We start from the raw sequence: 24,664 nt of genomic DNA, 5'->3' as shown, positions 1-24,664 counted from the left end.
AGTCGGGCGGGCGCGCAATGGATGGGGAGGCAGGAACGACGGTGGCGGAACGGAGTACGGCTGCCGTCGACGTGGCAGACAACAGCGGCGAGACGTCGCTGACCGCGCAGGCGGACCAGTCCACGGCCGACGGGGTGGCCAAGAACCGGGAGCGGGACACGGACAGCGACGAGGTACAGGAGACGACCGGGACCGACGGTGCCGGAAAGACCTCGCCGCCCGAACTGCACAGTGGTCACAAACTCGCCAGACGCTACCGCCTCGAGGAGTGCGTCACCCGTCTGGACGGTTTCAGCAGTTGGCGTGCCGTGGACGAGAAGCTGCGCCGTGCCGTCGGTGTGCACATCCTGCCCGCCGACCACTCGCGTGCCCGCTCCGTCCTGGCGGCGGCCCGCTCCTCCGCCCTCCTGGGCGACCCGCGCTTCGTCCAGGTGCTGGACGCGGTGGAGGAGAACGACGTCGTCTACGTCGTCCACGAGTGGCTTCCCGACGCGACGGAACTGACCACGCTCCTCGCCTCCGGTCCTCTGGAACCCTACGACGCCTACCAGATGGTCAGTCAGGTCTCCTCCGCCATGGCCGCCGCCCATCGTGAGGGCCTTGCCCATCTGCGGCTGAACCCCAACGCCGTGCTGCGTGCCTCGACCGGCCAGTGGCGCATCCGCGGCCTCGCCGTGAACGCCGCCCTGCGCGGCGTCGCGTCCGACACCTCACAGCGCACCGACACCGAGGCCATCGGGGCCTTGCTGTACGCGGCCCTCACACAGCGCTGGCCGTACGAGAGCGACGCCTACGGCCTGTCAGGTCTACCGAAGGACATCGGCCTGATCGCGCCCGACCAGGTACGCGCCGGTGTGCACCGCGGTCTGTCCGAGCTCGCCATGCGCGCGCTCGCCAACGACGGCGCCACCGCCTCCCGGCACGAGTCGCCGTGCACCACGCCGGAGGAGCTGGTGAAGGCGATCGGCGAGATGCCCCGCATCCGCCCGCCGGAGCCGGCGTTCGCCGCCCCGCCCGAGTACCAGCGCACGACGTACCAGCAGGGCACGTACGGCCGTCAGACCCCGCGCCCCGGCGTCACCCAGCAGATCCCGAGCCCGCCGCCTCCGCTCCAGACCCGCACGGGCAAGGCCCTGAAGTGGGCCGTCTCCGCACTGCTGATCACCGCGCTGGGCCTCGGCAGCTGGCAACTGGCGGACGCGCTGATGGACCAGGGCGGCAAGAACGACGACCCCGGCCAGACGCATACGAACGACGGGGACGACAAGGGTCCCAAGAAGCCTGCACCCAGCAAGCCGATCGCCATCAGCAGCGCCCGGGACTTCGATCCCCTCGGGGACCAGACAGAGAAGCCGTCAGACATAGGGAAGGTCTACGACAACAGCACGGCCACCTATTGGCAGACGGACTACTACCTGAGCGCGGACTTCGGCCGCCTGAAGTCGGGCGTCGGCATCATCCTCGATCTGGGTAAGGCCCAGCAGGTCGGGAAGGTGACCGTCACATTCGTGGGGGACACCTCGGTCGAACTCCGCAGCCCGAGCTCGGACGCGAGCTCGGAGCCGACGTCCCTCGACGCCTACTCCACGGTTGCCAAAGGTTCCGGAACGACCGTCCAGCTCAAGCCCGGCAAGCCTCTCAAGAGCCGGTATCTCCTGGTGTGGCTGACAAAGCTGCCGTTGCAGCCGGACGACGGCAAATGGCGCGGCAGGGTGGCGGACATCAAGGTGACCAGCTGACGGCATCTGCCTCGAGGAAGGAGGCCGATGGCAGACGGCACCGGATATGGCGGAGTGAGCGATCAGGACCTCCTCGCCCGCCACGTCCAAGGCGACCCCGACGCCTTCGGTGAGGTCGTGCGGCGGCACCGCGACCGGCTCTGGGCCGTCGCCCTGAGGACACTGGGCGACCGCGAGGAAGCCGCTGACGCCGTGCAGGACGCCCTCGTGTCCGCCTACCGGGCCGCCCACACCTTCCGGGGCCAGTCGGCCGTCACGACATGGCTGCACAGGATCACGGTGAACGCCTGCCTCGACCGCGCCCGCAAGGCCGCCTCCCGGAAGACCTCTCCCGTCGACGACACCGAGCGGCTGGAGCAACTGCTGGAGCCGCACGAGTCGGCCTCGGCCCCCGCCGAGCGCAATGATCTGCACCGGCAGCTCATCGAAGCGCTGGGGACCCTGCCGGCCGACCAACGTGCCGCGCTGGTCCTGGTGGACATGCAGGGTTACCCGGTCGCCGAGGCGGCCCGCATTCTCGACGTGCCCACCGGCACGGTGAAGAGCAGATGTGCGCGCGGGAGAGCCAGACTCCTGCCGCTGCTCACCCATCTACGGCCGGGCAGCACCGTTGGGGGCAAGAACCCGGGCGGAGAACGGAACCGGACGCAGGGGCCGGCCGTCCCACCCGCAGCGGGGCCGCACCGAGCGGAACCCCCGGCCACAGGACCGAGCGACCCAGCTGCTGTGAAGGGCGGAGGTGGACGAGCGTGACGTCGACGACAGACATGGCCGGGCACCCGGACGTCGCTGAGATCTCCGACCTCGCCGAGGGCCTGCTCTCTCCGTCCCGGACCACCGACCTCCGTCGGCATCTGGACGAGTGCGAACTCTGCGCGGACGTGTACGCCTCCCTGGAGGAGATCCGCGGACTGCTCGGCACGCTGCCGGGTCCACCGCGTGTGCCTGCCGATGTCGCGGGCCGCATCGATGCGGCTCTTGCCGCCGAGGCACTGCTGAGCGCCGGCGGCACGGAGTCCGAGGAGAGCGCGGAGCCGGCGGGCGCTCCCCTTCTCGCGCGCGACGACCGCGGTGCGCATGTTTCACGTGAAACATCGACCCCCACCGACCGGCCTGCCGGTCGCCCCCATTCCGCCAGCACCGGCCCCGGCCGCAAGGGCCGCACGCTCCTCGGGCGCCGCAGAATCGCCGTCCTGGGAACGGTCTTCACGGTGGCCGCCTTGGGTCTGGGTTCCGTCCTGCTGTCGTCGCTCGGCGACAACAAGCCGCCCCACGACACGGCGGGCGAACGGCAGAACACCTCCCCGGACACCTTCTCCGAGGGGAAGCTGCGGAAGCAGGTCACCGATCTCCTGGCCGAGAACAAGACCGAGGACAAGACCGAAGAAGGCGGCGGCTCCCGCACCCCCTTCGGCGCGGCGACCTCCCCCGGCAACCAGCCCAAGGTCTTCAGGGGAGCCGTGGTGCCCGGCTGCGTCCGCGACGGCATCGGGCGGGAGGACGCCGCCCTGGCGACCGAGAGCGGCACGTATCAAGGGAAGAAGGCCATGCTGGTGCTGCTTCCCGATCCTTCCGACGCCACCCGGGTCACCGCCTACATCGTCGACGCGACCTGTGTGGATCACTCGGCGTCCGGTGCGGCCGGCGAGGTGCTCCTGAAGCGCACCTACCCGTCCGCCTGAGCAAACGCTTCGTCTCGCCCTCTGGGGCACCCCGCGGTGCCGCATCTCCGTGTGCCCGGACACAGCGGGAATGCGCGCCCCTTAGGATCCGTTGGGTGGGGTGAGAGCTCTCCTGGAGAAGCTCCTACCGCTCAACCGACGCAGTCCAGAGACGAGGAATCAAGCCGTGAGCGACGTCCGTAATGTGATCATCATCGGCTCCGGGCCCGCCGGCTACACGGCGGCGCTCTACACCGCGCGCGCGTCGCTGAAGCCGCTGGTGTTCGAGGGCGCCGTCACCGCAGGCGGTGCCCTCATGAACACCACCGACGTCGAGAACTTCCCCGGCTTCCAGGACGGCATCATGGGCCCCGAGCTCATGGACAACATGCGCGCCCAGTCGGAGCGCTTCGGGGCCGAGCTCGTCCCGGACGACATCGTGGCCGTCGATCTGAGCGGTGAGATCAAGACCGTCACGGACACGGCCGGCACCGTCCACCGGGCCAAGGCCGTCATCGTCGCCACCGGCTCGCAGCACCGCAAGCTCGGACTGCCGAACGAGGACGCACTCAGCGGCCGCGGCGTGTCGTGGTGTGCCACCTGTGACGGCTTCTTCTTCAAGGACCAGGACATCGCCGTGATCGGTGGTGGTGACACCGCGATGGAGGAGGCCACCTTCCTCTCCCGGTTCGCCAAGTCGGTGACCATCGTCCACCGGCGTGACACGCTGCGTGCCTCCAAGGCCATGCAGGAGCGTGCCTTCGCCGACCCGAAGATCTCGTTCGTGTGGGACAGCGAGGTCGCCGAGATCCAGGGCGACCCGAAGCTCTCGGGCCTGAAGCTGCGCAACCTCAAGACCGGTGAGCTCTCGGACCTCCCGGTGACCGGTCTTTTCATCGCCATCGGCCACGACCCGCGCACCGAGCTCTTCAAGGGCCAGCTCGACCTGGACGAAGAGGGGTACCTGAAGGTGAACGCGCCGTCGACGCGCACGAACCTGGCCGGTGTCTTCGGTGCCGGTGACGTCGTCGACCACACCTACCGTCAGGCGATCACCGCAGCCGGTACCGGCTGTGCCGCAGCTCTCGACGCCGAGCGCTACCTCGCCGCCCTGGCGGACGAAGAGCAGCCCGAGCCCGAGAAGACCGCTGTCTGACCCTCCCTACCCGCCCCACGCACCAACCAGTTAAGGAGCCCGCCGTGGCCGGCACCCTGAAGAATGTGACCGACGACTCCTTCGAGCAGGACGTCCTCAAGAGCGACAAGCCTGTTCTGGTGGACTTCTGGGCCGCCTGGTGCGGTCCGTGCCGCCAGATCGCGCCGTCCCTCGAGGCCATCGCGTCCGAGTACGGCGACAAGATCGAGATCGTCAAGCTGAACATCGATGAGAACCCGGGTACGGCCGCCAAGTACGGCGTCATGTCCATCCCGACCCTGAACGTCTACCAGGGTGGTGAGGTCGCCAAGACCATCGTGGGCGCGAAGCCGAAGGCCGCGATCGTTCGCGACCTCGAGGAGTTCATCGCCGAGTGAACCGGCGGAGCCGTCGCATAGACGGTGCATGTTTCACGTGAAACACGAATGGGCCAACCCGGAAGGGTTGGCCCATTCGTTTGCCTGCACCTACAGGGGTCGCAGCGCCGGCTCCTTCTGCACGGCTCCCAGAAGGCGGTCCAGCGCCATCTCGACGTCTTCCTTCCAGGAGAGGGTCGACCTCAGTTCCAACCTCAGCCGAGGGTGAGTGGGGTGCTGTCGAACCGTCTTGAAGCCCACCGCCAGAAGATGATCGGCGGGCAGCACACAGGCAGGTTCTTTCCACCGTGCGTCTCCGAAGGCCTCGATCGCCTTGAAGCCGCGCCTCAACAGATCCTTGGCGACCGTCTGCACCATCACCCGGCCCAGCCCCTGTCCCTGGTAGCCGGGCACCATGAACGCCGTCATCAACTGCACCGCGTCGGGCGAGACCGGGCTCGTGGGAAACGCCGTGGATCGGGGGACATAGGCGGGGGGAGCGTAGAGCACGAAGCCCACCGGCACGTCGTCGACGTACACGACCCGTCCGCAGGATCCCCAGTCCAGCAAGACCGCTGAGATCCAGGCTTCCTTCTCCGAATCGGATGTGCCCGCCTTCAGCGCGGCCTCACCGCTGACCGGGTCGAGCTCCCAGAAGACACACGAGCGACAACGCTTGGGAAGGTCCTGGAGGTTGTCCAGCGTGAGCGGTACGAGCCGGCGGCCCATGAAGGGTGATCCTCGCTTCCTTCGCCCGCCGCCGCGTCGCGGGCGGCTGTCAGAGCGCTCCGTTCCTTGAGGAGACTGCCGATGAACCCACCGACCGCCCCCAGCCCCAAACCGGCGCTCACCAGCCCGGTGCGGCTCATGGTGCGCATGGCCCCTGTCCTCCCTCTCAGAGGTACTGCCGAGTGGTTGCGCCGTGCTCCGAGCGCATCGTATCCACGATGCGATTCCATCGATACCGCCAAAAAGGAAAGAGCGAGCCACGTTCCGGCACACACCGGACACGGCCCGCTCTTACCCGATCCACCAGAGTCTCCTCCGGAGGCTCAGGACTCGCTCTCCTCGGAGTCGCCCTCCAGGAGACTCTTCTGCAGGACCGGGCCCTCACCAGGGGCGAGCGAACCGAGGATTCGCTCAAGGTCCTCCATCGAGGCGAACTCGACGGTGATCTTGCCCTTCTTCTGCCCCAGGTCGACCTTGACCCGCGTCTCGAAGCGGTCCGAGAGCCGTGTGGCGAGGTCGGACAGCGCGGGAGAGACCCGGGCACCGGCACGCGGCCCCTTGGGCTTCTGAGCCTTCTGAGGCCGCGACCCCATCAGGGTCACGATCTCCTCGACGGCCCGTACCGAGAGTCCCTCGGCCACGATGCGGTGGGCCAGCCGGTCCTGCTCCTCCGAGTCCTCGACGGAGAGCAGTGCCCGCGCGTGGCCTGCGGAGAGCACCCCGGCGGCGACCCGACGCTGCACGGCCGGCGAGAGCTTGAGGAGACGCAGGGTGTTGGAGACCTGCGGGCGGGAGCGACCGATGCGGTCCGCCAGCTGGTCGTGTGTGCAGTTGAAGTCCCTCAGCAACTGGTCGTAGGCGGCCGCCTCTTCCAACGGGTTGAGCTGAGCACGGTGCAGGTTCTCCAGCAGAGCGTCGAGGAGGAGCTTCTCGTCCTCCGTGGCCCGCACGATCGCCGGGATGGCCTCCAGCCCCGCCTCGCGGCACGCCCGCCAACGGCGCTCGCCCATGATGAGCTCGTAGCGGGCGGGACCCGCCTGCCGTACGACGACCGGCTGGAGGAGCCCCACTTCCTTGATGGAGGTGATGAGCTCGGACAGCGCGTCCTCGTCGAAGACCTCACGTGGCTGCCGCGGGTTCGGCGTGATGGAGTCGAGGGGGAGCTCGGCGAAGTGCGCACCGATGGGCGCCGCGGGCACGGCGGGAGCACTCGGCTGCGAAGGCTCCTCTGTTTCACGTGAAACAGTCGGCAACGTGGCCACCTTCGCTGCGGCCACCCCCCGTTCGTTCGGCAGTGCAGGCAGTCCTGCGGGGGATGTGGAAGCAGCACCCTGGGCCGCAGCCTGGGCCACCGACTTCTCCGTCGGCGCAGCAGGGATCAGTGCGCCGAGACCACGACCCAGCCCCCTCCGTCGCTCGCTCACTGGACACCTTCCACCATGCTCGGATCGTTCTGTTGTGCGCCGATGTGGGCGTGCGTCGCGTCATAACTGATGCCGACACCCCTCAGCGCGATCTCTCGTGCCGCCTCAAGATAGGAGAGGGCACCGCTCGATCCAGGATCGTAAGTCAGGACCGTCTGCCCATAACTCGGCGCCTCGGAGATACGGACGGAACGGGGAATGCTCGTCCGCAGTACCTCGTCACCGAAGTGGGTGCGCACCTCTTCTGCGACCTGGGACGCGAGGCGCGTCCGGCCGTCGTACATGGTGAGCAGAATGGTCGACACATGCAGGTCGGGGTTGAGGTGCCCCCGTACCAGGTCGACGTTGCGCAGCAACTGCCCCAGGCCTTCCAGCGCGTAGTACTCGCACTGAATCGGGATCAGCACTTCCTGGCCCGCGACGAGCGCATTGACCGTCAGCAGACCGAGGGACGGCGGGCAGTCGATGAGGATGTAGTCCAGCGGCTGCTCGTACGCCTGGATCGCGCGCTGGAGCCTGCTCTCCCGCGCCACTAGGGAAACCAGCTCGATCTCCGCACCGGCGAGATCGATCGTGGCAGGGGCACAGAAGAGGCCCTCGACATCCGGCACCGGCTGGACGACCTCGGAGAGCGGCTTACTCTCCACCAACACGTCATAGATGGACGGAACTTCGGCGTGATGGTCGATGCCCAGCGCGGTGGACGCATTGCCCTGTGGGTCGAGGTCGACCACCAGGACCCGGCCACCGTGGAGCGCCAGCGATGCGGCAAGGTTGACGGTTGTCGTCGTCTTGCCCACACCGCCCTTCTGGTTGGCGACCACGATGATTCGGGTCTGCTCAGGCCGTGGCAGGCCCTCACCGGCACGACCCAGAGCCTCCACCGCCAGTTGGGCAGCACGACCGATGGGAGTGTCGTCCATCGGAGGCGGTGTTTCACGTGAAACATCCGCCCCCATCGACTCGGTACGGGGACCGGGGACCGGATCGGTCATCGGTCCCGCGATGTTGGCGTCGGACCGCAAGGATTCACTCTCCTCGACTTCAGGCTCGCAATGAACAGAGCCTCCCATGTCTTCGGGGTCGTGAACCAGTGAGGCCTGGCGTTCTGTGGAGAAATCCACCTCTGTGGATACCTCCGGTCCCTCATCGAGTGAACCGAGAGGCTTTCGGTCGCGGGGTTCGGCCGCAGCGCGGCCACGACTGATGATGCCGTGCAGCAGTGAGCGACGTTTCACGTGAAACACGATGCACAGCAGCCGTGGCCGGACTGTCGCGACACTCCGACATGCATAGGTTTGGCAGCTTGTGTGGAGTACGTCTCGTCCTCAGGACGGATCAGTGCCGCCGTGACGGATCAACTTCCCTGATCAGCATCTCCAAGACGAATCAGCATCTCCAGGAGAGGTGAAGGTCTCCGGGATGAGTGAGCGTCTCCACGATGGATGAGCGTCACCAGGAACGGGCCGGCGGCGTCGGAACGCCTCAGCTCAGCGACGTCGACGCGTCCGCCCCGTGCGAGCCGCCTTGGCACGCTTCGCGGCGAAGCGCACACCGCCCGGGCTTTCCCCGACCTCGACCCGAACGACGGTGGACATCGGGTCCACCACGCCCTCACCCACATGCAGGATGGATGTCTCCACCGCCCCCAGCTTGCTCAGCGCCGACGACGCGCTCTTCAACTCCTCCTCGGCGGTGTCGCCCTTGAGCGCGAGCATCTCGCCGTACGGCCGCAGCAGCGGGATCCCCCACGCGGCGAGCCGATCGAGCGGCGCGACGGCCCGGGCCGTCACCACATGAACAGGCTGGATCTTCCCCATGACCTCCTCGGCGCGGCCCCGCACCACGGTCACGTGATCGAGGCCGAGCAGCTCGACGACCTCGCTGAGGAAGTTGGTGCGCCGCAGCAACGGTTCCAGCAGGGTGATCTTCAGGTCGGTGCGGACCAGCGCCAGCGGAATACCGGGGAGACCGGCACCCGAGCCGACATCGCACACCGTCACGCCCTCGGGCACGACCTCCGAGAGCACGGCGCAGTTCAGCAGGTGCCGCTCCCACAGGCGGGGCACTTCACGCGGGCCGATGAGACCGCGCTGCACGCCCGCCTCAGCGAGCAGCTCGGCGTACCGCACCGCATCCGCGAAGCGGTCACCGAACACCTCGCGCGCCTGCTCGGGCGCGGGGGGAAGCTCCGCTGCCTCCGTCACGGGGGGACCGTCCTTCCGTACCGCGTCGGCGCATCAGGCGCCGACACCAGAACCACCAGAACTATCAGGCTGACAAAGTTCGGCCCCGCCTGCTCAACAGACGGGGCCGGGGAACGTGAAGGCCGTCAGGCGGGCAGCACGACGACGAAGCGCTGCGGCTCCTCGCCCTCGGACTCGCTGCGCAGCCCCGCGGCCTTGACCGCGTCGTGCACGACCTTGCGCTCGAAGGGCGTCATCGGCTCCAGCTTCACGGCCTCACCGCTGCTCTTGGCCTCCGCGGCGGCCTTGGCGCCCAGCTCGGACAGCTCGGAGCGCTTCTGTGCCCGGTATCCCGCGATGTCGAGCATCAGGCGGCTGCGGTCGCCGGTCTCCCGGTGCACGGCCAGACGGGTGAGTTCCTGGAGCGCCTCCAGTACCTCGCCGTCACGGCCGACCAACTTCTGCAGATCGCGGCCGCCCGTGTCGCTGATGATCGAGACAGAGGCGCGGTCGGCCTCGACGTCCATGTCGATGTCGCCGTCGAGGTCGGCGATGTCGAGCAGACCCTCCAGGTAGTCCGCCGCGATCTCGCCTTCCTGCTCCAGGCGAGTCAGGGTGTCTGCACCCTCGGCAGCGGCGGAGGTGGTGCCTTCCGTCACGGGATGGACTCCTTCTTACTTCTTGGACGGGGACTTGGGCCGCTGCGGACCCTTGCGCTGTCCGGACTGGGCCTTGCTGCGGGTGCCGCCGGAGGGCTTCGCGCCGCCCTTCTTGGCAGCGGCGTCGGGCTTGGCGTCCTCGGGCTCATCGGCCTTGGTCAGCGATGTCTTCGGTTCGTTCTCACCGGCCGCCTTCACGCCGGCGGAGCCGCCGTGCTGACGCTGCGACTTGCTCTGCCGCTTGGGCTGCTGGCGCTTCGGGATACCGGCGGCGGTGGTCGGCGACCCGTCCTCGGCCTGGGCGGCGGCCGCGGTCTCGCTCTTGATCACAGTGCCGTCGGCCTGGGCGGCGAGGCCGGCCTTGCTGAGGCCGTTGATGAACTTGCGCTCGTACTCGTTGCGGTCGCGGCCCTTGGCGACGATCGCCTTGATGATGGCGCGGTCACGACGCTTGCCGACCTTGTCGTGCTGCGTGACGTGCTTGGCCAGGCGCTCCAGGTACGCGGCCTGGGCCTTCGAACCCGGGGTCGGGTTGTTGCGGATGACGTACATCTGCTGGCCCATGGTCCACACGTTGGTGGTCAGCCAGTACACGAGGACACCGACAGGGAAGTTGATGCCGAAGACTGCGAACATGACCGGGAAGACGTACATCAGCATCTTCTGCTGCTGCATGAACGGGGTCTTCACCGTGGTGTCGACGTTCTTCGTCATCAGCTGGCGCTGCGTGAAGAACTGCGAGGCCGACATCAGGATGATCATGATGGCGGTGACGACGCGAACGTCGGTGATGGAGGACCCGAGGGCCTCCACCTTCCCGGCCCCGTCGGTGAACTTCGCCGCGAGCGGCGCCCCGAAGATGTGGGCCTTCTGAGCGCTTTCCAGCAGACGGTCGTTGATCACACCGATGGTGTCGTTCGACGCGATGCTGTTGAGCACGTGGTACAGGGCGAAGAAGAACGGGGACTGCGCCAGGATGGGAAGGCACGAGGAGAGCGGGTTGGTGCCCGTCTCCTTGTACAGCTTCATCATCTCTTCGGACTGACGCTGCTTGTCGTTCTTGTAGCGCTCCTGGATCTTCTTCATCTCGGGCTGGAGCGTCTGCATCGCCCGGGTGGCCTTGATCTGCTTCACGAAGAGCGGGATCAGGCAGATACGGATCAGGATCACCAGGGACACGATCGACAGGCCCCAGGCCCACCCGGTGTCAGGGCCGAAGAGGGCGCCGTACACCGAATGGAACTGGACGATGACCCAGGAGACGGGTGTGGTGATGAAGCTGAAGAGGCTGGCAATCGTGTCCACTAATCATGCTCCTTGGGCATGGGACGGTGTCTCTGCGGCCGGGCTCGAAGGACTCGACGGACTTGTGGGAGAAGTCTGTCCCTCGGTGGCCGGTCCGGCGGCGGAGGGCCCGCCCTTGCGTGCGCGCCACGCGGTGCGCAGCATTTCGTGCCACCGGGGACGCTTGCGCGGCGGGACATGGTCCACACCGCCCAGCGACCACGGATTGCATCGCAGGATGCGCCAGGCCGTGAGTGCCGTTCCCTTGAGGGCACCATGCCGGTCGATGGCCGTGAAGCCGTAGTGGGAGCACGACGGGTAGTACTTGCAGACCGGCCCGAGCAGCGGACTGATCGTCCACTGATAGAGCTTGATCAGAGCCAGCAGCGGGTACTTCATCGCGCGCCCCCTCCCAGCAACCGCTGGAGAGCGGCATCCAGGTCTCGGGCCAGCTGTGCATGGTCGGCGTCGCCCGATCCGGGCAGCGCTCGTACGACTACCAGGCTACCGGGGGGCAGCTGGGCGACTCGCTCGCGCATCAGGTGGCGAAGCCTGCGCTTCACCTTGTTGCGCACGACCGCGCCACCCACTGCTTTGCTCACGACGAAACCCGCACGCGTCGGGGGAGCGCTCTCCCCAGGCGCGTGCGGGTCCGTGGAACCGCTACGTAGGTGGACGACGAGGAGCGGGCGTCCGGCCCGGCGTCCTCGTCGTACCGCGGTCGCGAAGTCCTCGCGCCGCCTCAGCCGATGCTCGGTAGGCAGCACGACGTCATGACCTGATCGGGATCAGGCGGACAGGCTGGCGCGACCCTTGCTGCGGCGGTTCGCGAGAATCGCGCGACCGGCACGGGTACGCATCCGCAGGCGGAAGCCGTGGGTCTTCGCGCGACGGCGGTTGTTCGGCTGGAAGGTGCGCTTGCTCACTCGAGGGCTCCAGAAGAAATCGGTGGTTGCGGGGTGCCGTCTTGGCTGTCACCGTGCGCCCACGAGTAGCTCGCAGTTACGCCCGAGTGCACCGCTGACCGATCACCCAAATGATCTGTGCCCATCGGAGGCAGGCGGCAGCAGCCATCGACAACTCGACCTGGTTACGGTACGCGCGGCTACGCCATCCGGTCAAACCGGGAGTCGCCGGGAGACACTTGTCCACAGGCTGGGGACAACAACTTGAACCGTACCGGCCGCCCTGACTACCGTGACGGAACTCCGATTCGTTCCCTTATCCCTGCCCCACCCGATTTACATCCCGAGCCGTCCCAGAACCACACGTTCGTGGGACCTGTGAGAGAGCGTGCCCTGTGGCTGACGTACCTGCCGATCTTGCCGCAGTGTGGCCACGCGTATTGGAGCAGCTCCTCGGGGAGGGCCGCAGCCAAGGGGTCGAAGGAAAGGACGAGCACTGGATCCGCCGCTGCCAGCCGCTGGCGCTGGTCGCGGACACCGCCCTGCTCGCCGTACCGAACGAGTTCGCGAAGGGCGTGCTCGAAGGCCGGCTGGCGCCGATCGTCAGCGAGACGCTGAGCCGTGAGTGCGGGCGCCCGATCCGGATCGCGATCACCGTCGACGACTCCGCGGGCGACCCCCCGGCCCCCCAGGCTCCCCAGACCCGCCACCAGTCGCGCTACGAGGAGCCCGAGCTTCCGGCCACCCGCCAGGACCGCGACGGCTACGACCGCCCTGACCGGGACGGCTACGACCGCACGGACCGGGACGGATACGACCACCGTGACCGCGAAGGATACGAGCGCCCCGACCGGGACGGCTACGAGCGCAAGGACCGCGACGGTCATGACCGCCGGGACCGCGACGGCTATGAGGGGTACGGCCGCCACCGGGCCGACCAGCTGCCCGGTCAGGCCGGTGACCAGCTTCCGCCTACGCGCGCAGATCAGCTTCCCTCGGCGCGTCCCGCCTACCCCTCCGAGTACCAGCGCCCCGAGCCCGGCGCCTGGCCGCGTCCGTCGCGGCAGGACGAGTACGGCTGGCAGCAGCAGCGCCTCGGGTTCCCCGAGCGTGACCCGTACGCGTCACCCGGGCAGGACCCGTACGGCTCCCAGGACGCGTACAACCCCCAGGACTCCTACGGATCGGGGCCGAAGGACACCTACGGGTCGAAGGACTCCTACGGTCCGCCCTCCCAGGACTACCGCCCCCAGCCCGCGGAGCGCCCCTCCTATGAGCAGCAGCGCTCCGAATACGAGTCGTCACGCGGCGACTACGAGCAGCGTGACCCGGTTCGCCGGGAGCTGCCGGACCCGCCGGCCGGCTCGGGACACGTCCACCGGGGCGGCCCGGTCGGCCCGAACCTGCCCACGACCGGTGCGCCCGGCCCCCTGGCAGCGCAGCCTGCGCCGGCGGCCGGCCCGGGTGAGCCCACCGCCCGGCTGAACCCGAAGTACCTCTTCGACACGTTCGTCATCGGCGCCTCCAATCGCTTCGCGCACGCGGCCGCGGTCGCCGTGGCCGAGGCGCCGGCCAAGGCGTACAACCCCTTGTTCATCTACGGGGAGTCCGGGCTCGGCAAGACGCACCTGCTGCACGCGATCGGGCACTACGCCCGCAGCCTCTACCCGGGCACGCGGGTGCGGTACGTGAGCTCCGAGGAGTTCACCAACGAGTTCATCAACTCCATCCGCGACGGCAAGGGAGACAGCTTCCGCAAGCGGTACCGCGAGATGGACATCCTGCTCGTCGACGACATTCAGTTCCTGGCGGACAAGGAGTCGACGCAGGAGGAGTTCTTCCACACCTTCAACACGCTCCACAACGCCAACAAGCAGATCGTGCTGTCCTCCGACCGGCCGCCGAAGCAGCTGGTCACACTGGAGGACCGGCTGCGGAACCGTTTCGAGTGGGGTCTGATCACGGACGTCCAGCCGCCCGAGCTGGAGACGCGTATCGCGATCCTCCGCAAGAAGGCGGTGCAGGAGCAGCTGAACGCTCCGCCGGAGGTGCTGGAGTTCATCGCGTCCCGGATCTCGCGCAACATCCGTGAGCTGGAGGGCGCGCTGATCCGGGTCACGGCGTTCGCCTCGCTCAACCGGCAGCCGGTGGATCTGGGGCTGACGGAGATCGTTCTGAAGGACCTCATCCCCGGTGGCGACGATTCGGCGCCCGAGATCACGTCGACGGCCATCATGGGCGCGACGGCGGACTACTTCGGTCTGACGGTCGAGGACCTGTGCGGCACCTCGCGTGGCCGGGCCCTCGTCACCGCCCGCCAGATCGCCATGTACCTGTGCCGTGAGCTGACGGATCTGTCGCTGCCGAAGATCGGCGCGCTGTTCGGCGGGCGCGACCACACCACCGTCATGCACGCGGATCGCAAGATCCGCAATCTGATGGCCGAGCGCCGCTCCATCTACAACCAGGTCACGGAACTCACCAACCGCATCAAGAACGGCTGACGACGACGGCGCAAGGCCGCTGACGGCCAAGACCCATGAGGGCACTGAGGCCGTGAGGCCGTGAGGCCGCCACTGAGGGCGCTCCCGGATTTTCCCGGGAGCGCCCTTCTCATGTCCGGGCCCGTCGGCGCCAGGGACCCCGGATCCGGGGTCCCTCCCGCGGCCGTGCGGACCGGTTTCCGAGCCCTCGGGCCGGTTCAGCGACCCTCGCGTCACGCACCGAGCCGCAACCCGGTGTTCGATTAGTCGCCGGGTTACGGCCTCCCTCCACAGATTCGGGGACTTTCTGCCGTCCACATCCTGGGGATCGGGGAGTTGTCCAGATCGTGTCCACAGGCACCGCTGTTGAAAGACCATCAGACCAGTTCAGCTGCCTGTGGATTGGTGGACGAAGGATCTCCACAGACTGTGGACGACGGAATGATCCACAGGCTGTGCACCGAGTTGTCCACCGGCCGCCCACAGGCTGGGGGCGGTTGTCCCCAGCGATCGGCCCCTTCTCCACATGCCTGTCCACTGTTCGGCAACGCGACGCGTCTCCTCACCAGGTCGAGTGAAAGGCGTCACACGAAGGTGCCGGATTGGGCTGTGGGAAACGTGGGTAAACCTGGGGACGGCGTTGGGGAGAACTCGCCTCATCCTGTGCACGGCGTGTGCAGAACTTTCTGTTCTCCACAGATGCGCCCGGTTGTCCACCGCCTCCACCCACAGGGCCCGTGGACAAAATTCCCGCTCTGAGCTGGGCAAACGAGGTTATCCACGGTATCCACAGGCCCTACTACTACTCCCAACTAGAGAGAGCTGGGAATCCGTTTCGAAGCGGGCCCTGTGCACAACTCGCTCTTCGGTGCCCGGCCGCCCCTCGTCACGACTTGACCCCGAGAGGCACCTACTGTCAGTGCCGTGCGTCAGACTGGTCCCCGGTGTCCTCCCCCTCACAGGGACCGTCGACACCACGACAGACGACGAGGGCCAGGCAGAGCGAGAAGCGCCGGCAACAGCAGGAGGCGGCAACAGTGAAGATCCGGGTGGAACGCGACGTACTCGCGGAGGCAGTGGCCTGGGCGGCACGCAGCCTCCCGGCCCGTCCGCCGGCGCCTGTCCTCGCCGGCCTGCTGCTGAAGGCCGAGGAAGGCCAGCTGAGCCTGTCCAGCTTCGACTACGAGGTCTCGGCGCGGGTCTCCGTGGAGGCCGAGGTCGACGAGGAGGGCACGGTCCTGGTCTCCGGCCGCCTGCTCGCGGACATCTGCCGCGCGCTCCCCAACCGGCCGGTGGAGATTTCCACAGACGGTGTACGGGCGACCGTGGTCTGCGGCTCCTCCCGGTTCACACTCCACACCCTGCCTGTGGAGGAGTACCCGGCCCTGCCGCAGATGCCGAACGCGACCGGCACGGTCCCCGGCGAGGTCTTCGCCTCCGCCGCCTCCCAGGTCGCCATCGCGGCCGGCCGTGACGACACGCTGCCCGTCCTCACCGGTGTCCGCATCGAGATCGAGGGCGACACCGTCACGCTGGCGTCCACCGACCGCTACCGCTTCGCGGTCCGCGAGTTCCTGTGGAAGCCGGAGAACCCGGACGCCTCCGCGGTCGCCCTGGTGCCCGCCAAGACCCTCCTGGACACCGCCAAGGCCCTGACCAGCGGCGACCAGGTGATCCTGGCGCTGTCCGGCGGGGGCTCGGGCGAGGGCCTGATCGGCTTCGAGGGCGCGGGCCGCCGTACGACGACCCGTCTGCTGGAGGGTGACCTCCCGAAGTACCGTTCGCTGTTCCCGACGGAGTTCAACAGCGTCGCCGTGATCGAGACGGCCCCCTTCGTGGAGGCCGTCAAGCGCGTGGCCCTGGTCGCCGAGCGCAACACCCCGGTGCGGCTCAGCTTCGAGCAGGGCGTGCTCATCCTTGAGGCCGGTTCCAGCGACGACGCACAGGCTGTGGAAAGGGTCGACGCCCAGCTGGAGGGCGACGACGTCTCGATCGCCTTCAACCCGACGTTCCTGCTGGACGGCCTGAGCGCCATCGACTCCCCGGTGGCCCAGCTGTCCTTCACGACGTCCACCAAGCCCGCGCTGCTCAGCGGCAAGCCGGCGCTGGACGCCGAGGCGGACGAGGCCTACAAGTACCTGATCATGCCGGTGCGCCTCAGCGGCTGAGCCCGTCCGACGGTCGGCGGGACGCGGTGGATCACCGGCTCTGTCCACAGGCTGAGGACAAAGCCGCAGGTGAGGGCGTACGAGTGAGCGCGTATGCCCACAGATGTGCGTGAGCGTCCGGGTTTAGGCTCGGACGCGGGTACGAAAGTGCCTGGCGGTACGCACGTGCCGCCACGCCACGTCGCAGAACCTAAGGAACACAACTGATGGAGCTCGGTCTCGTCGGCCTCGGCAAGATGGGCGGCAACATGCGCGAGCGGATTCGCCGCGCAGGTCACACCGTCCACGGATACGACCGCAACCCGGACCTCGCCGATGTTCACAGCCTGGAAGAGCTTGTGGGCAAGCTCAGCGCTCCGCGCGTGATCTGGGTGATGGTCCCGGCGGGCGAGCCCACGCAGTCCACCATCGACGAGCTCGCCGAGCTGCTGGAGCCGGGCGATGTCGTCGTGGACGGCGGCAACTCCCGCTGGACCGACGACGAGAAGCACGCCGAGGAACTGGCGGCGAAGGGCATCGGCTTCGTCGACTGCGGTGTCTCCGGCGGCGTCTGGGGCCTGGAGAACGGCTACGCGCTGATGTACGGCGGCGACAAGGAGAACGTCGCCAAGGTTCAGCCGGTCTTCGACGCCCTCAAGCCGGAGGGCGACTTCGGTTCGGTGCACGCCGGCAAGGTGGGCGCGGGTCACTTCGCGAAGATGGTCCACAACGGCATCGAGTACGCGATGATGCAGGCCTACGCCGAGGGCTGGGAGCTGCTGGAGAAGGTCGACTCCGTGACGGACGTCCGGGAGGTCTTCCGCTCCTGGCAGGAGGGCACGGTCATCCGTTCCTGGCTGCTCGACCTCGCGGTCAACGCGCTCGACGAAGACGAGCACCTGGACGAGCTCCGGGGTTATGCACAGGACTCCGGCGAGGGACGCTGGACTGTGGAAGCCGCCATCGACAACGCGGTGCCGCTGCCGGCGATCACCGCGTCGCTGTTCGCGCGGTTCGCCTCCCGGCAGGAGGACTCGCCCCAGATGAAGATGATCGCGGCACTGCGGAACCAGTTCGGCGGCCACGCGGTCGAGAAGAAGTAACCGAGCACCGAGGGAGGTCGGCGAAACGACCATGCACGTCACGCATCTGTCGCTGGCCGACTTCCGCTCGTACCCCCGGGTCGAGGTCCCGCTCGACCCCGGGGTGACGGCCTTCGTCGGGCCGAACGGGCAGGGCAAGACCAACCTCGTCGAGGCCGTCGGCTATCTCGCCACCCTCGGCAGCCACCGGGTCTCCTCCGACGCCCCCCTGGTCCGCATGGGCGCCGATCGCGCGATCATCCGGGCCCAGGTCCGGCAGGGTGAACGGCAGCAGCTCGTCGAACTGGAGCTCAACCCGGGCCGTGCCAACCGGGCCCGTATCAACAGGTCCTCGCAGGTCAGGCCGCGTGATGTGCTGGGGATCGTCCGGACGGTGCTGTTCGCTCCCGAGGATCTCGCACTGGTCAAGGGCGACCCCGGTGAGCGGCGCCGCTTCCTCGACGAGCTGATCACCGCCCGCTCCCCGCGCATGGCCGGGGTCCGGTCCGACTACGACCGGGTCCTCAGACAGCGCAACACTCTGCTGAAGTCGGCCGCGCTGGCCCGTCGGCACGGCGGCCGCACCATGGACATGTCCACGCTGGACGTGTGGGATCAGCATCTCGCGCGCGCGGGCGCCGAGTTGCTTGCCCAGCGCCTGGACCTGATCGCCACGATCCAGCCGCTGGCCGACAAGGCCTACGAGCAGCTCGCCCCCGGCGGCGGCCCGATCGCACTGGAGTACAAGCCGTCCGCGCCGGGCGAGGCACACACCCGTGAGGACCTCTTCGAACAGCTGATGGCGGCGCTCACCGAGGCCCGCAAGCAGGAGATCGAGCGTGGCGTCACCCTGATCGGCCCGCACCGGGACGACCTCCAGCTCAAGCTCGGCCAGCTCCCCGCCAAGGGCTACGCCTCCCACGGCGAGTCCTGGTCCTACGCGCTGGCGCTGCGCCTGGCCTCGTACGACCTGCTCAGGGCAGAGGGCAACGAGCCGGTGCTGGTGCTCGACGACGTCTTCGCGGAGCTGGACACCCGTCGCCGGGAGCGCCTCGCCGAGTTGGTCGCGCCCGGCGAGCAGGTCCTGGTGACGGCCGCCGTCGACGACGACGTACCGCACGTGCTGTCCGGGACGCGGTTCGCCGTGTCCGAGGGGACGGTGGAGCGCGTATGACGCAGAACACATCCGGGGGCGCCGGGAAGTCCCCCGAGCCCTCCGGTGTCGACCTCGCGCGTGTGGCGCTGCGGGCCGCCAGGGAAGCCGCACGCGCGCGTGGGGACGCCGCACAGCAGAAGAAGCAGGCGCGCCGCGGCGGTCTGCGCTCCGGCGCACGAGCCGACGGGCGCGACCCCATGGCGCTCGGGTCCGCGATCAACCGGCTGATCACCGAGCGGGGCTGGGAGGCTCCGGCCGCGGTGGGCGGGGTGATGGGCCGCTGGCCGCAGATCGTCGGCGAGGACGTGGCCAAGCACTGCGTCCCGGAGAGGTACGACGAGGACGAGCACGTCCTGACGGTGCGCTGCGACTCGACGGCCTGGGCGACGAACCTCCGGTTGCTCGCGCCCACGCTGGTCGCGCGCCTCAACGAGGACCTGGGGCACGGCACGGTGAAGCTGATCAAGGTGCAGGGGCCGGGCGGCCCCGCGCGCCGCTACGGCCCGCTGCGCGCCCCCGGCAGCACCGGTCCGGGCGACACCTACGGCTGAAGCGGCACCGGTTTCCCACCCGTCGACAGCACGTGACTGACTTCACATCGAGGGCTTGCGCCTGCTCGTTCGGAGCGTCGGCGGCCCTCCCGTCGCGGGCCCGCGCACGGTTGCGAATCGCGACCTGACTCCTAAGTAGCCAAGGGTTGACGGCCGGAAGCGCTGAGTGCCTCCGTGAGCCTCTTGGAGCCCCCATCCGTATATCGGGAGTCGGACAAGACCCGTCGAGGGCGGCACATGCGGACTCAGGTACCGGCAAACCCCCATCAGTGTCAGTGCTACCGGTAGACTGGAAGCAATCCCGCCCCAATCGTGGGGACCGTCCGGGAAAAGCTGAGCAACGCTGATCAAGGCTTACCAACGCAACATGCCGCAGCCGCTCCGGCAACCCGCCGACGAGCCTGGCTCGTGCTGTGCCAGAAAGGGCGCTTCGTGGCCGATTCCGGCAACCCCAACGAGAACATCCCGTCCACCGACGCAGGCGTGACCAGCGAGGCGATCACCTCCAACGGCGAGGTCACCGCCTCGTACGATGCCAGCGCCATCACCGTCCTCGAGGGTCTGGACGCGGTCCGCAAGCGACCCGGCATGTACATCGGCTCGACCGGTGAGCGAGGGCTGCACCACCTCGTGTACGAGGTCGTCGACAACTCGGTCGACGAGGCGCTGGCCGGCCACGCGGACACCATCGACGTGACGATCCTCCCCGACGGTGGCGTCCGGGTCGTCGACAACGGCCGTGGCATCCCGGTGGGCATCGTCGCCTCCGAGGGAAAACCGGCCCTCGAGGTCGTGCTGACCGTGCTGCACGCGGGCGGCAAGTTCGGCGGCGGCGGCTACGCGGTCTCCGGTGGTCTGCACGGCGTGGGCGTCTCCGTCGTCAACGCGCTGTCCTCAAGGGTCGCCGTCGAGGTCAGGACGGACGGCCACCGCTGGACGCAGGACTACAAGATGGGCGTCCCCACGGCGCCGCTCGCCCAGCACGAGGCCACCGAGGAGACCGGCACCTCGGTCACCTTCTGGGCCGACCCGGACATCTTCGAGACCACCGACTACTCCTTCGAGACGCTCTCGCGGCGCTTCCAGGAGATGGCGTTCCTCAACAAGGGCCTCACGCTCAAGCTCACCGACGAGCGTGAGTCCGCCAAGGCCACCTCCGGGGCGGACGAGGCGGGCGCGGACGAGACCGCCGAGGTCAAGACGGTCACGTACCACTACGAGGGCGGCATCGTCGACTTCGTGAAGTACCTCAACTCCCGCAAGGGCGAGGCGGTGCACCCCACCGTCATCGACCTGGAGGCCGAGGACCGGGACAAGCACCTGTCCCTCGAGGTCGCCATGCAGTGGAACGGCGGCTACACCGAGGGCGTGTACTCCTTCGCCAACATCATCCACACCCATGAGGGCGGTACGCACGAAGAGGGCTTCCGCGCCGCGCTGACCTCGCTGATCAACAAGTACGCGCGCGACAAGAGGCTGCTGCGGGAGAAAGACGACAACCTCACGGGTGACGACATCCGCGAGGGTCTGACGGCGATCATCTCGGTCAAGCTGAGCGAGCCCCAGTTCGAAGGCCAGACGAAGACCAAGCTGGGCAACACCGAGGCCAAGACCTTCGTCCAGAAGGTCGTCTACGAGCACCTCGCGGACTGGCTGGACAGGAACCCGAACGAGGCCGCGGACATCATCCGCAAGGGCATCCAGGCGGCCACCGCGCGCGTGGCGGCCCGCAAGGCCCGTGACCTCACCCGCCGCAAGGGCCTGCTGGAGACCGCGTCCCTGCCGGGCAAGCTCTCCGACTGCCAGTCGAACGATCCCACCAAGTGCGAGATCTTCATCGTCGAGGGTGACTCCGCCGGCGGCTCGGCCAAGTCCGGCCGCAACCCGCAGTACCAGGCGATCCTCCCGATCCGCGGCAAGATCCTGAACGTCGAGAAGGCGCGGATCGACAAGATCCTGCAGAACCAGGAGATCCAGGCGCTGATCTCGGCCTTCGGCACCGGAGTCCACGAGGACTTCGACATCGAGAAGCTGCGCTATCACAAGATCATCCTGATGGCGGACGCCGACGTCGACGGCCAGCACATCAACACCCTGCTGCTGACCTTCCTGTTCCGCTTCATGCGGCCCCTCGTCGAGGCCGGGCACGTGTACCTCTCCCGCCCGCCGCTCTACAAGATCAAGTGGGGCAAGGACGACTTCGAGTACGCGTACTCCGACCGTGAGCGCGACGCCCTGATCGAGATGGGCCGCAACGCGGGCAAGCGCATCAAGGACGACTCCGTGCAGCGCTTCAAGGGGCTCGGCGAGATGAACGCCGAGGAACTGCGCATCACGACCATGGACCAGGAGCACCGCGTCCTCGGCCAGGTCACCCTCGACGACGCCGCCCAGGCCGACGACCTGTTCTCGGTCCTCATGGGTGAGGACGTCGAGGCCCGCCGCGCGTTCATCCAGCGCAACGCCAAGGACGTCCGCTTCCTCGACATCTGAGTCGGTCTCAGCTGACCGCATCAGGAAGGATCCTCACCAGCAATGACCGACGAGAACACTCCCGTGACGACGCCCGAGGGTGACGCCCTGGCCATGCGCGTCGAGCCCGTCGGGCTCGAGACGGAGATGCAGCGCTCGTACCTCGACTACGCGATGTCCGTCATCGTCTCGCGTGCGCTGCCGGACGTCCGCGACGGCCTCAAGCCCGTCCACCGCCGGGTGCTGTACGCGATGTACGACGGCGGCTACCGGCCCGAGCGCGGCTTCTACAAGTGCGCCCGCGTCGTCGGCGACGTCATGGGCAACTACCACCCGCACGGCGACTCCTCGATCTACGACGCGCTGGTCCGCCTCGCGCAGCCGTGGTCGATGCGCATGCCGCTCGTGGACTCCAACGGCAACTTCGGCTCCCCGGGCAACGACCCGGCCGCGGCCATGCGGTACACCGAGTGCAAGATGGCGCCGCTGTCGATGGAGATGGTCCGCGACATCGACGAGGAGACCGTCGACTTCACGGACAACTACGACGGCCGCTCCCAGGAGCCGACCGTCCTGCCGGCCCGCTTCCCGAACCTGCTGATCAACGGCTCGGCGGGTATCGCGGTCGGCATGGCGACCAACATCCCGCCGCACAACCTGCGCGAGGTCGCCGCCGGCGCCCAGTGGTACCTGGAGAACCCCGAGGCCTCGCACGAGGAGCTGCTGGACGCGCTCATCGAGCGCATCAAGGGCCCGGACTTCCCGACCGGCGCGCTCGTCGTCGGCCGCCGGGGCATCGAGGAGGCCTACCGCACGGGCCGCGGCTCGATCACCATGCGCGCGGTCGTCGAGGTCGAGGAGATCCAGAACCGCCAGTGCCTGGTGGTCACGGAGCTGCCGTACCAGACCAACCCCGACAACCTCGCGCAGAAGATCGCCGACCTGGTCAAGGACGGCAAGATCGGCGGCATCGCCGACGTGCGTGACGAGACCTCCTCGCGCACCGGCCAGCGCCTGGTCATCGTCCTCAAGCGGGACGCGGTCGCCAAGGTCGTGCTGAACAACCTCTACAAGCACACCGACCTGCAGTCGAACTTCGGCGCCAACATGCTGGCGCTGGTGGACGGCGTGCCGCGCACGCTCTCGCTGGACGCGTTCATCCGCCACTGGGTGACGCACCAGATCGAGGTCATCGTCCGCCGTACGCGCTTCCGGCTGCGCAAGGCCGAGGAGCGGGCGCACATCCTGCGCGGTCTGCTGAAGGCGCTGGACGCCATCGACGAGGTCATCGCGCTGATCCGGCGCAGCGACACCGTCGACATCGCCCGCGGCGGCCTGATGAGCCTGCTGGAGATCGACGAGATCCAGGCCAACGCCATCCTCGAGATGCAGCTGCGCCGACTGGCCGCCCTGGAACGCCAGAAGATCGTCCAGGAGCACGACGAACTCCAGGCGAAGATCAACGAGTACAACGAGATCCTCGCCTCCCCGGTCCGCCAGCGCGGCATCGTCAGCGCCGAACTGGCCGCGATCGTCGAGAAGTTCGGCGACGACCGCAAGACGACGCTGATCCCCTACGAGGGCGACATGTCCATCGAGGACCTGATCGCCGAGGAGGACATCGTCGTCACCGTCACCCGGGGCGGCTACATCAAGCGCACCAAGACCGACGACTACCGCGCCCAGAAGCGCGGCGGCAAGGGCGTGCGCGGCGCGAAGCTCAAGGAAGACGACATCGTCGACCACTTCTTCGTGTCCACCACGCACCACTGGCTGCTGTTCTTCACCAACAAGGGCCGCGTCTACCGCGTCAAGGGCTACGAGTTGCCCGACGCCGGCCGGGACGCGCGCGGTCAGCACGTGGCGAACCTGCTCGCCTTCCAGCCGGACGAGGCGATCGCCGAGATCCTGGCGATCCGTGACTACGAGGCGGTTCCCTATCTCGTTCTGGCCACCAAGGCCGGACTTGTGAAGAAGACGCCTCTGAAGGATTACGATTCACCTCGTTCCGGCGGTGTGATCGCCATCAACCTTCGCGAGGGTCAGGACGGTTCGGACGACGAACTGATCGGAGCCGAACTGGTCTCGGCGGACGACGATCTGCTTCTGATCAGCAAGAAGGCGCAGTCGATCAGGTTCACGGCCTCGGACGACACCCTGCGGCCCATGGGCCGTGCCACCTCGGGTGTCAAGGGCATGAGCTTCCGTGAGGGCGACGAGCTGCTCTCGATGAATGTTGTTCGACCCGGTACGTTCGTGTTCACTGCCACAGACGGCGGGTACGCGAAGCGGACCAACGTCGACGAGTACCGCGTCCAGGGTCGCGGCGGCCTCGGCATCAAGGCTGCCAAGATCGTCGAGGACCGTGGATCCCTCGTCGGCGCGTTGGTGGTCGAGGAGACCGACGAGATCCTCGCCATCACGCTGTCGGGCGGTGTGATTCGTACGCGAGTCAACGAGATCAGGGAAACCGGCCGTGACACCATGGGCGTCCAACTGATCAATTTGGGCAAGCGCGATGCCGTCGTGGGCATCGCTCGCAACGCCGAGGCGGGACGCGAGGCGGAAGAGGTCGACGGCGACGTGGTCGTCGACGAGACCGCCGAGGGTGCCGTGACCGGCACGGACGAGGGTGAGGCGCCCTCGCCCGAGTAGGCACGAGGAGTGAGTCAGC

The 24,664-nt window shown here is 68.0% G+C and carries 21 protein-coding genes; 12 read left to right on the top strand and 9 right to left on the bottom strand.

Annotation, left to right across the window (positions count from 1 at the left end; translation table 11 throughout):
* The first annotated feature begins 41 nt into the window (after nucleotides 1-41).
* From QNO09_RS23460 to trxA, 5 genes are all read left to right on the top strand, one after another.
* Nucleotides 42-1,739, top strand: coding sequence for a protein kinase family protein (locus QNO09_RS23460; protein WP_283972217.1), 1,698 nt, complete (start codon nucleotides 42-44; stop codon nucleotides 1,737-1,739).
* Nucleotides 1,740-1,766: 27 nt separating this feature from the next.
* Nucleotides 1,767-2,492 carry an RNA polymerase sigma factor SigM gene (sigM, locus tag QNO09_RS23455; RefSeq protein WP_283972216.1) on the top strand — a complete coding sequence of 242 codons (726 nt, stop codon included), beginning with the start codon at nucleotides 1,767-1,769 and terminating at the stop codon, nucleotides 2,490-2,492.
* Complete coding sequence (locus tag QNO09_RS23450) at nucleotides 2,489-3,421, top strand: anti-sigma factor family protein (protein WP_283972215.1); 933 nt, start codon at nucleotides 2,489-2,491, stop codon at nucleotides 3,419-3,421. The genes sigM and QNO09_RS23450 overlap by 4 nt, the downstream gene beginning before the upstream one ends.
* Before the next feature lie 166 nt (nucleotides 3,422-3,587).
* Nucleotides 3,588-4,556 carry a thioredoxin-disulfide reductase gene (trxB, locus tag QNO09_RS23445; protein WP_283972214.1) on the top strand — a complete coding sequence of 323 codons (969 nt, stop codon included), beginning with the start codon at nucleotides 3,588-3,590 and terminating at the stop codon, nucleotides 4,554-4,556.
* Between the two features lie 44 nt (nucleotides 4,557-4,600).
* A complete protein-coding gene (gene trxA / locus QNO09_RS23440) occupies nucleotides 4,601-4,933 on the top strand; it encodes a thioredoxin (protein WP_030847066.1) in 333 nt (110 codons plus the stop codon).
* Nucleotides 4,934-5,023: 90 nt separating this feature from the next.
* Here the strand turns inward: trxA and QNO09_RS23435 are convergent, their stop codons facing one another.
* The 9 genes from QNO09_RS23435 to rpmH all read right to left on the bottom strand — a co-directional run bounded on the left by QNO09_RS23435 (nucleotide 5,024) and on the right by rpmH (nucleotide 12,120).
* On the bottom strand, nucleotides 5,024-5,641 hold the full coding sequence (locus QNO09_RS23435; protein WP_283972213.1) for a GNAT family N-acetyltransferase: 618 nt from the start codon (nucleotides 5,639-5,641) through the stop codon (nucleotides 5,024-5,026).
* Nucleotides 5,642-5,964: 323 nt separating this feature from the next.
* Nucleotides 5,965-7,065 carry a ParB/RepB/Spo0J family partition protein gene (locus QNO09_RS23430; RefSeq protein ID WP_283972212.1) on the bottom strand — a complete coding sequence of 367 codons (1,101 nt, stop codon included), beginning with the start codon at nucleotides 7,063-7,065 and terminating at the stop codon, nucleotides 5,965-5,967.
* On the bottom strand, nucleotides 7,062-8,138 hold the full coding sequence (locus tag QNO09_RS23425) for a ParA family protein (protein ID WP_283972334.1): 1,077 nt from the start codon (nucleotides 8,136-8,138) through the stop codon (nucleotides 7,062-7,064). Before QNO09_RS23425 ends, QNO09_RS23430 begins: the two co-directional genes overlap by 4 nt.
* A 417-nt stretch (nucleotides 8,139-8,555) precedes the next feature.
* Nucleotides 8,556-9,272 (bottom strand): 16S rRNA (guanine(527)-N(7))-methyltransferase RsmG, encoded by a 717-nt coding sequence (gene rsmG / locus QNO09_RS23420; RefSeq protein ID WP_283972211.1) that lies wholly within the window; start codon nucleotides 9,270-9,272, stop codon nucleotides 8,556-8,558.
* 125 nt (nucleotides 9,273-9,397) lie between these two features.
* Entirely contained in the window at nucleotides 9,398-9,910 is a 513-nt protein-coding gene (locus QNO09_RS23415; RefSeq protein ID WP_283972210.1) for a Jag family protein, read from the bottom strand.
* A 15-nt stretch (nucleotides 9,911-9,925) separates the two neighbouring features.
* A complete protein-coding gene (gene yidC, locus QNO09_RS23410; RefSeq protein ID WP_283972209.1) occupies nucleotides 9,926-11,215 on the bottom strand; it encodes a membrane protein insertase YidC in 1,290 nt (429 codons plus the stop codon).
* A gap of 3 nt (nucleotides 11,216-11,218) precedes the next feature.
* Entirely contained in the window at nucleotides 11,219-11,593 is a 375-nt protein-coding gene (yidD, locus tag QNO09_RS23405; RefSeq protein ID WP_283972208.1) for a membrane protein insertion efficiency factor YidD, read from the bottom strand.
* Nucleotides 11,590-11,961, bottom strand: coding sequence for a ribonuclease P protein component (gene rnpA, locus QNO09_RS23400; protein WP_078615240.1), 372 nt, complete (start codon nucleotides 11,959-11,961; stop codon nucleotides 11,590-11,592). Before rnpA ends, yidD begins: the two co-directional genes overlap by 4 nt.
* Nucleotides 11,962-11,982: 21 nt before the next feature.
* Nucleotides 11,983-12,120, bottom strand: a complete 138-nt coding sequence (rpmH, locus tag QNO09_RS23395; protein WP_005482975.1) for a 50S ribosomal protein L34 — start codon at nucleotides 12,118-12,120, stop codon at nucleotides 11,983-11,985.
* 374 nt (nucleotides 12,121-12,494) lie between these two features.
* Between rpmH and dnaA the strand changes: the two genes are divergently transcribed.
* From dnaA to gyrA, 7 genes are all read left to right on the top strand, one after another.
* Nucleotides 12,495-14,603, top strand: a complete 2,109-nt coding sequence (gene dnaA, locus QNO09_RS23390) for a chromosomal replication initiator protein DnaA (RefSeq protein WP_283972207.1) — start codon at nucleotides 12,495-12,497, stop codon at nucleotides 14,601-14,603.
* 1,016 nt (nucleotides 14,604-15,619) lie between these two features.
* Entirely contained in the window at nucleotides 15,620-16,750 is a 1,131-nt protein-coding gene (gene dnaN / locus QNO09_RS23385) for a DNA polymerase III subunit beta (protein WP_283972206.1), read from the top strand.
* 206 nt (nucleotides 16,751-16,956) lie between these two features.
* On the top strand, nucleotides 16,957-17,832 hold the full coding sequence (gene gnd, locus QNO09_RS23380) for a phosphogluconate dehydrogenase (NAD(+)-dependent, decarboxylating) (protein WP_283972205.1): 876 nt from the start codon (nucleotides 16,957-16,959) through the stop codon (nucleotides 17,830-17,832).
* A 31-nt stretch (nucleotides 17,833-17,863) separates the two neighbouring features.
* Nucleotides 17,864-18,985 (top strand): DNA replication/repair protein RecF, encoded by a 1,122-nt coding sequence (gene recF / locus QNO09_RS23375; RefSeq protein WP_283972204.1) that lies wholly within the window; start codon nucleotides 17,864-17,866, stop codon nucleotides 18,983-18,985.
* Nucleotides 18,982-19,518, top strand: coding sequence for a DciA family protein (locus QNO09_RS23370; protein ID WP_283972203.1), 537 nt, complete (start codon nucleotides 18,982-18,984; stop codon nucleotides 19,516-19,518). The genes recF and QNO09_RS23370 overlap by 4 nt, the downstream gene beginning before the upstream one ends.
* A gap of 432 nt (nucleotides 19,519-19,950) precedes the next feature.
* Complete coding sequence (gene gyrB / locus QNO09_RS23365; protein ID WP_283972202.1) at nucleotides 19,951-22,011, top strand: DNA topoisomerase (ATP-hydrolyzing) subunit B; 2,061 nt, start codon at nucleotides 19,951-19,953, stop codon at nucleotides 22,009-22,011.
* 42 nt (nucleotides 22,012-22,053) lie between these two features.
* Nucleotides 22,054-24,645: a DNA gyrase subunit A gene (gyrA, locus tag QNO09_RS23360; RefSeq protein ID WP_283972201.1), complete on the top strand. Its 2,592-nt coding sequence runs from the start codon at nucleotides 22,054-22,056 to the stop codon at nucleotides 24,643-24,645.
* The last annotated feature ends 19 nt before the right edge of the window (nucleotides 24,646-24,664 follow it).

It is taken from the genome of Streptomyces sp. 378 (assembly GCF_030124145.1).
Classification (GTDB): Bacteria; Actinomycetota; Actinomycetes; order Streptomycetales; family Streptomycetaceae; genus Streptomyces.
The sequence above is the reverse complement of the archived record's forward strand: the minus strand, read 5'-3'. Positions and strand labels throughout refer to the sequence as shown.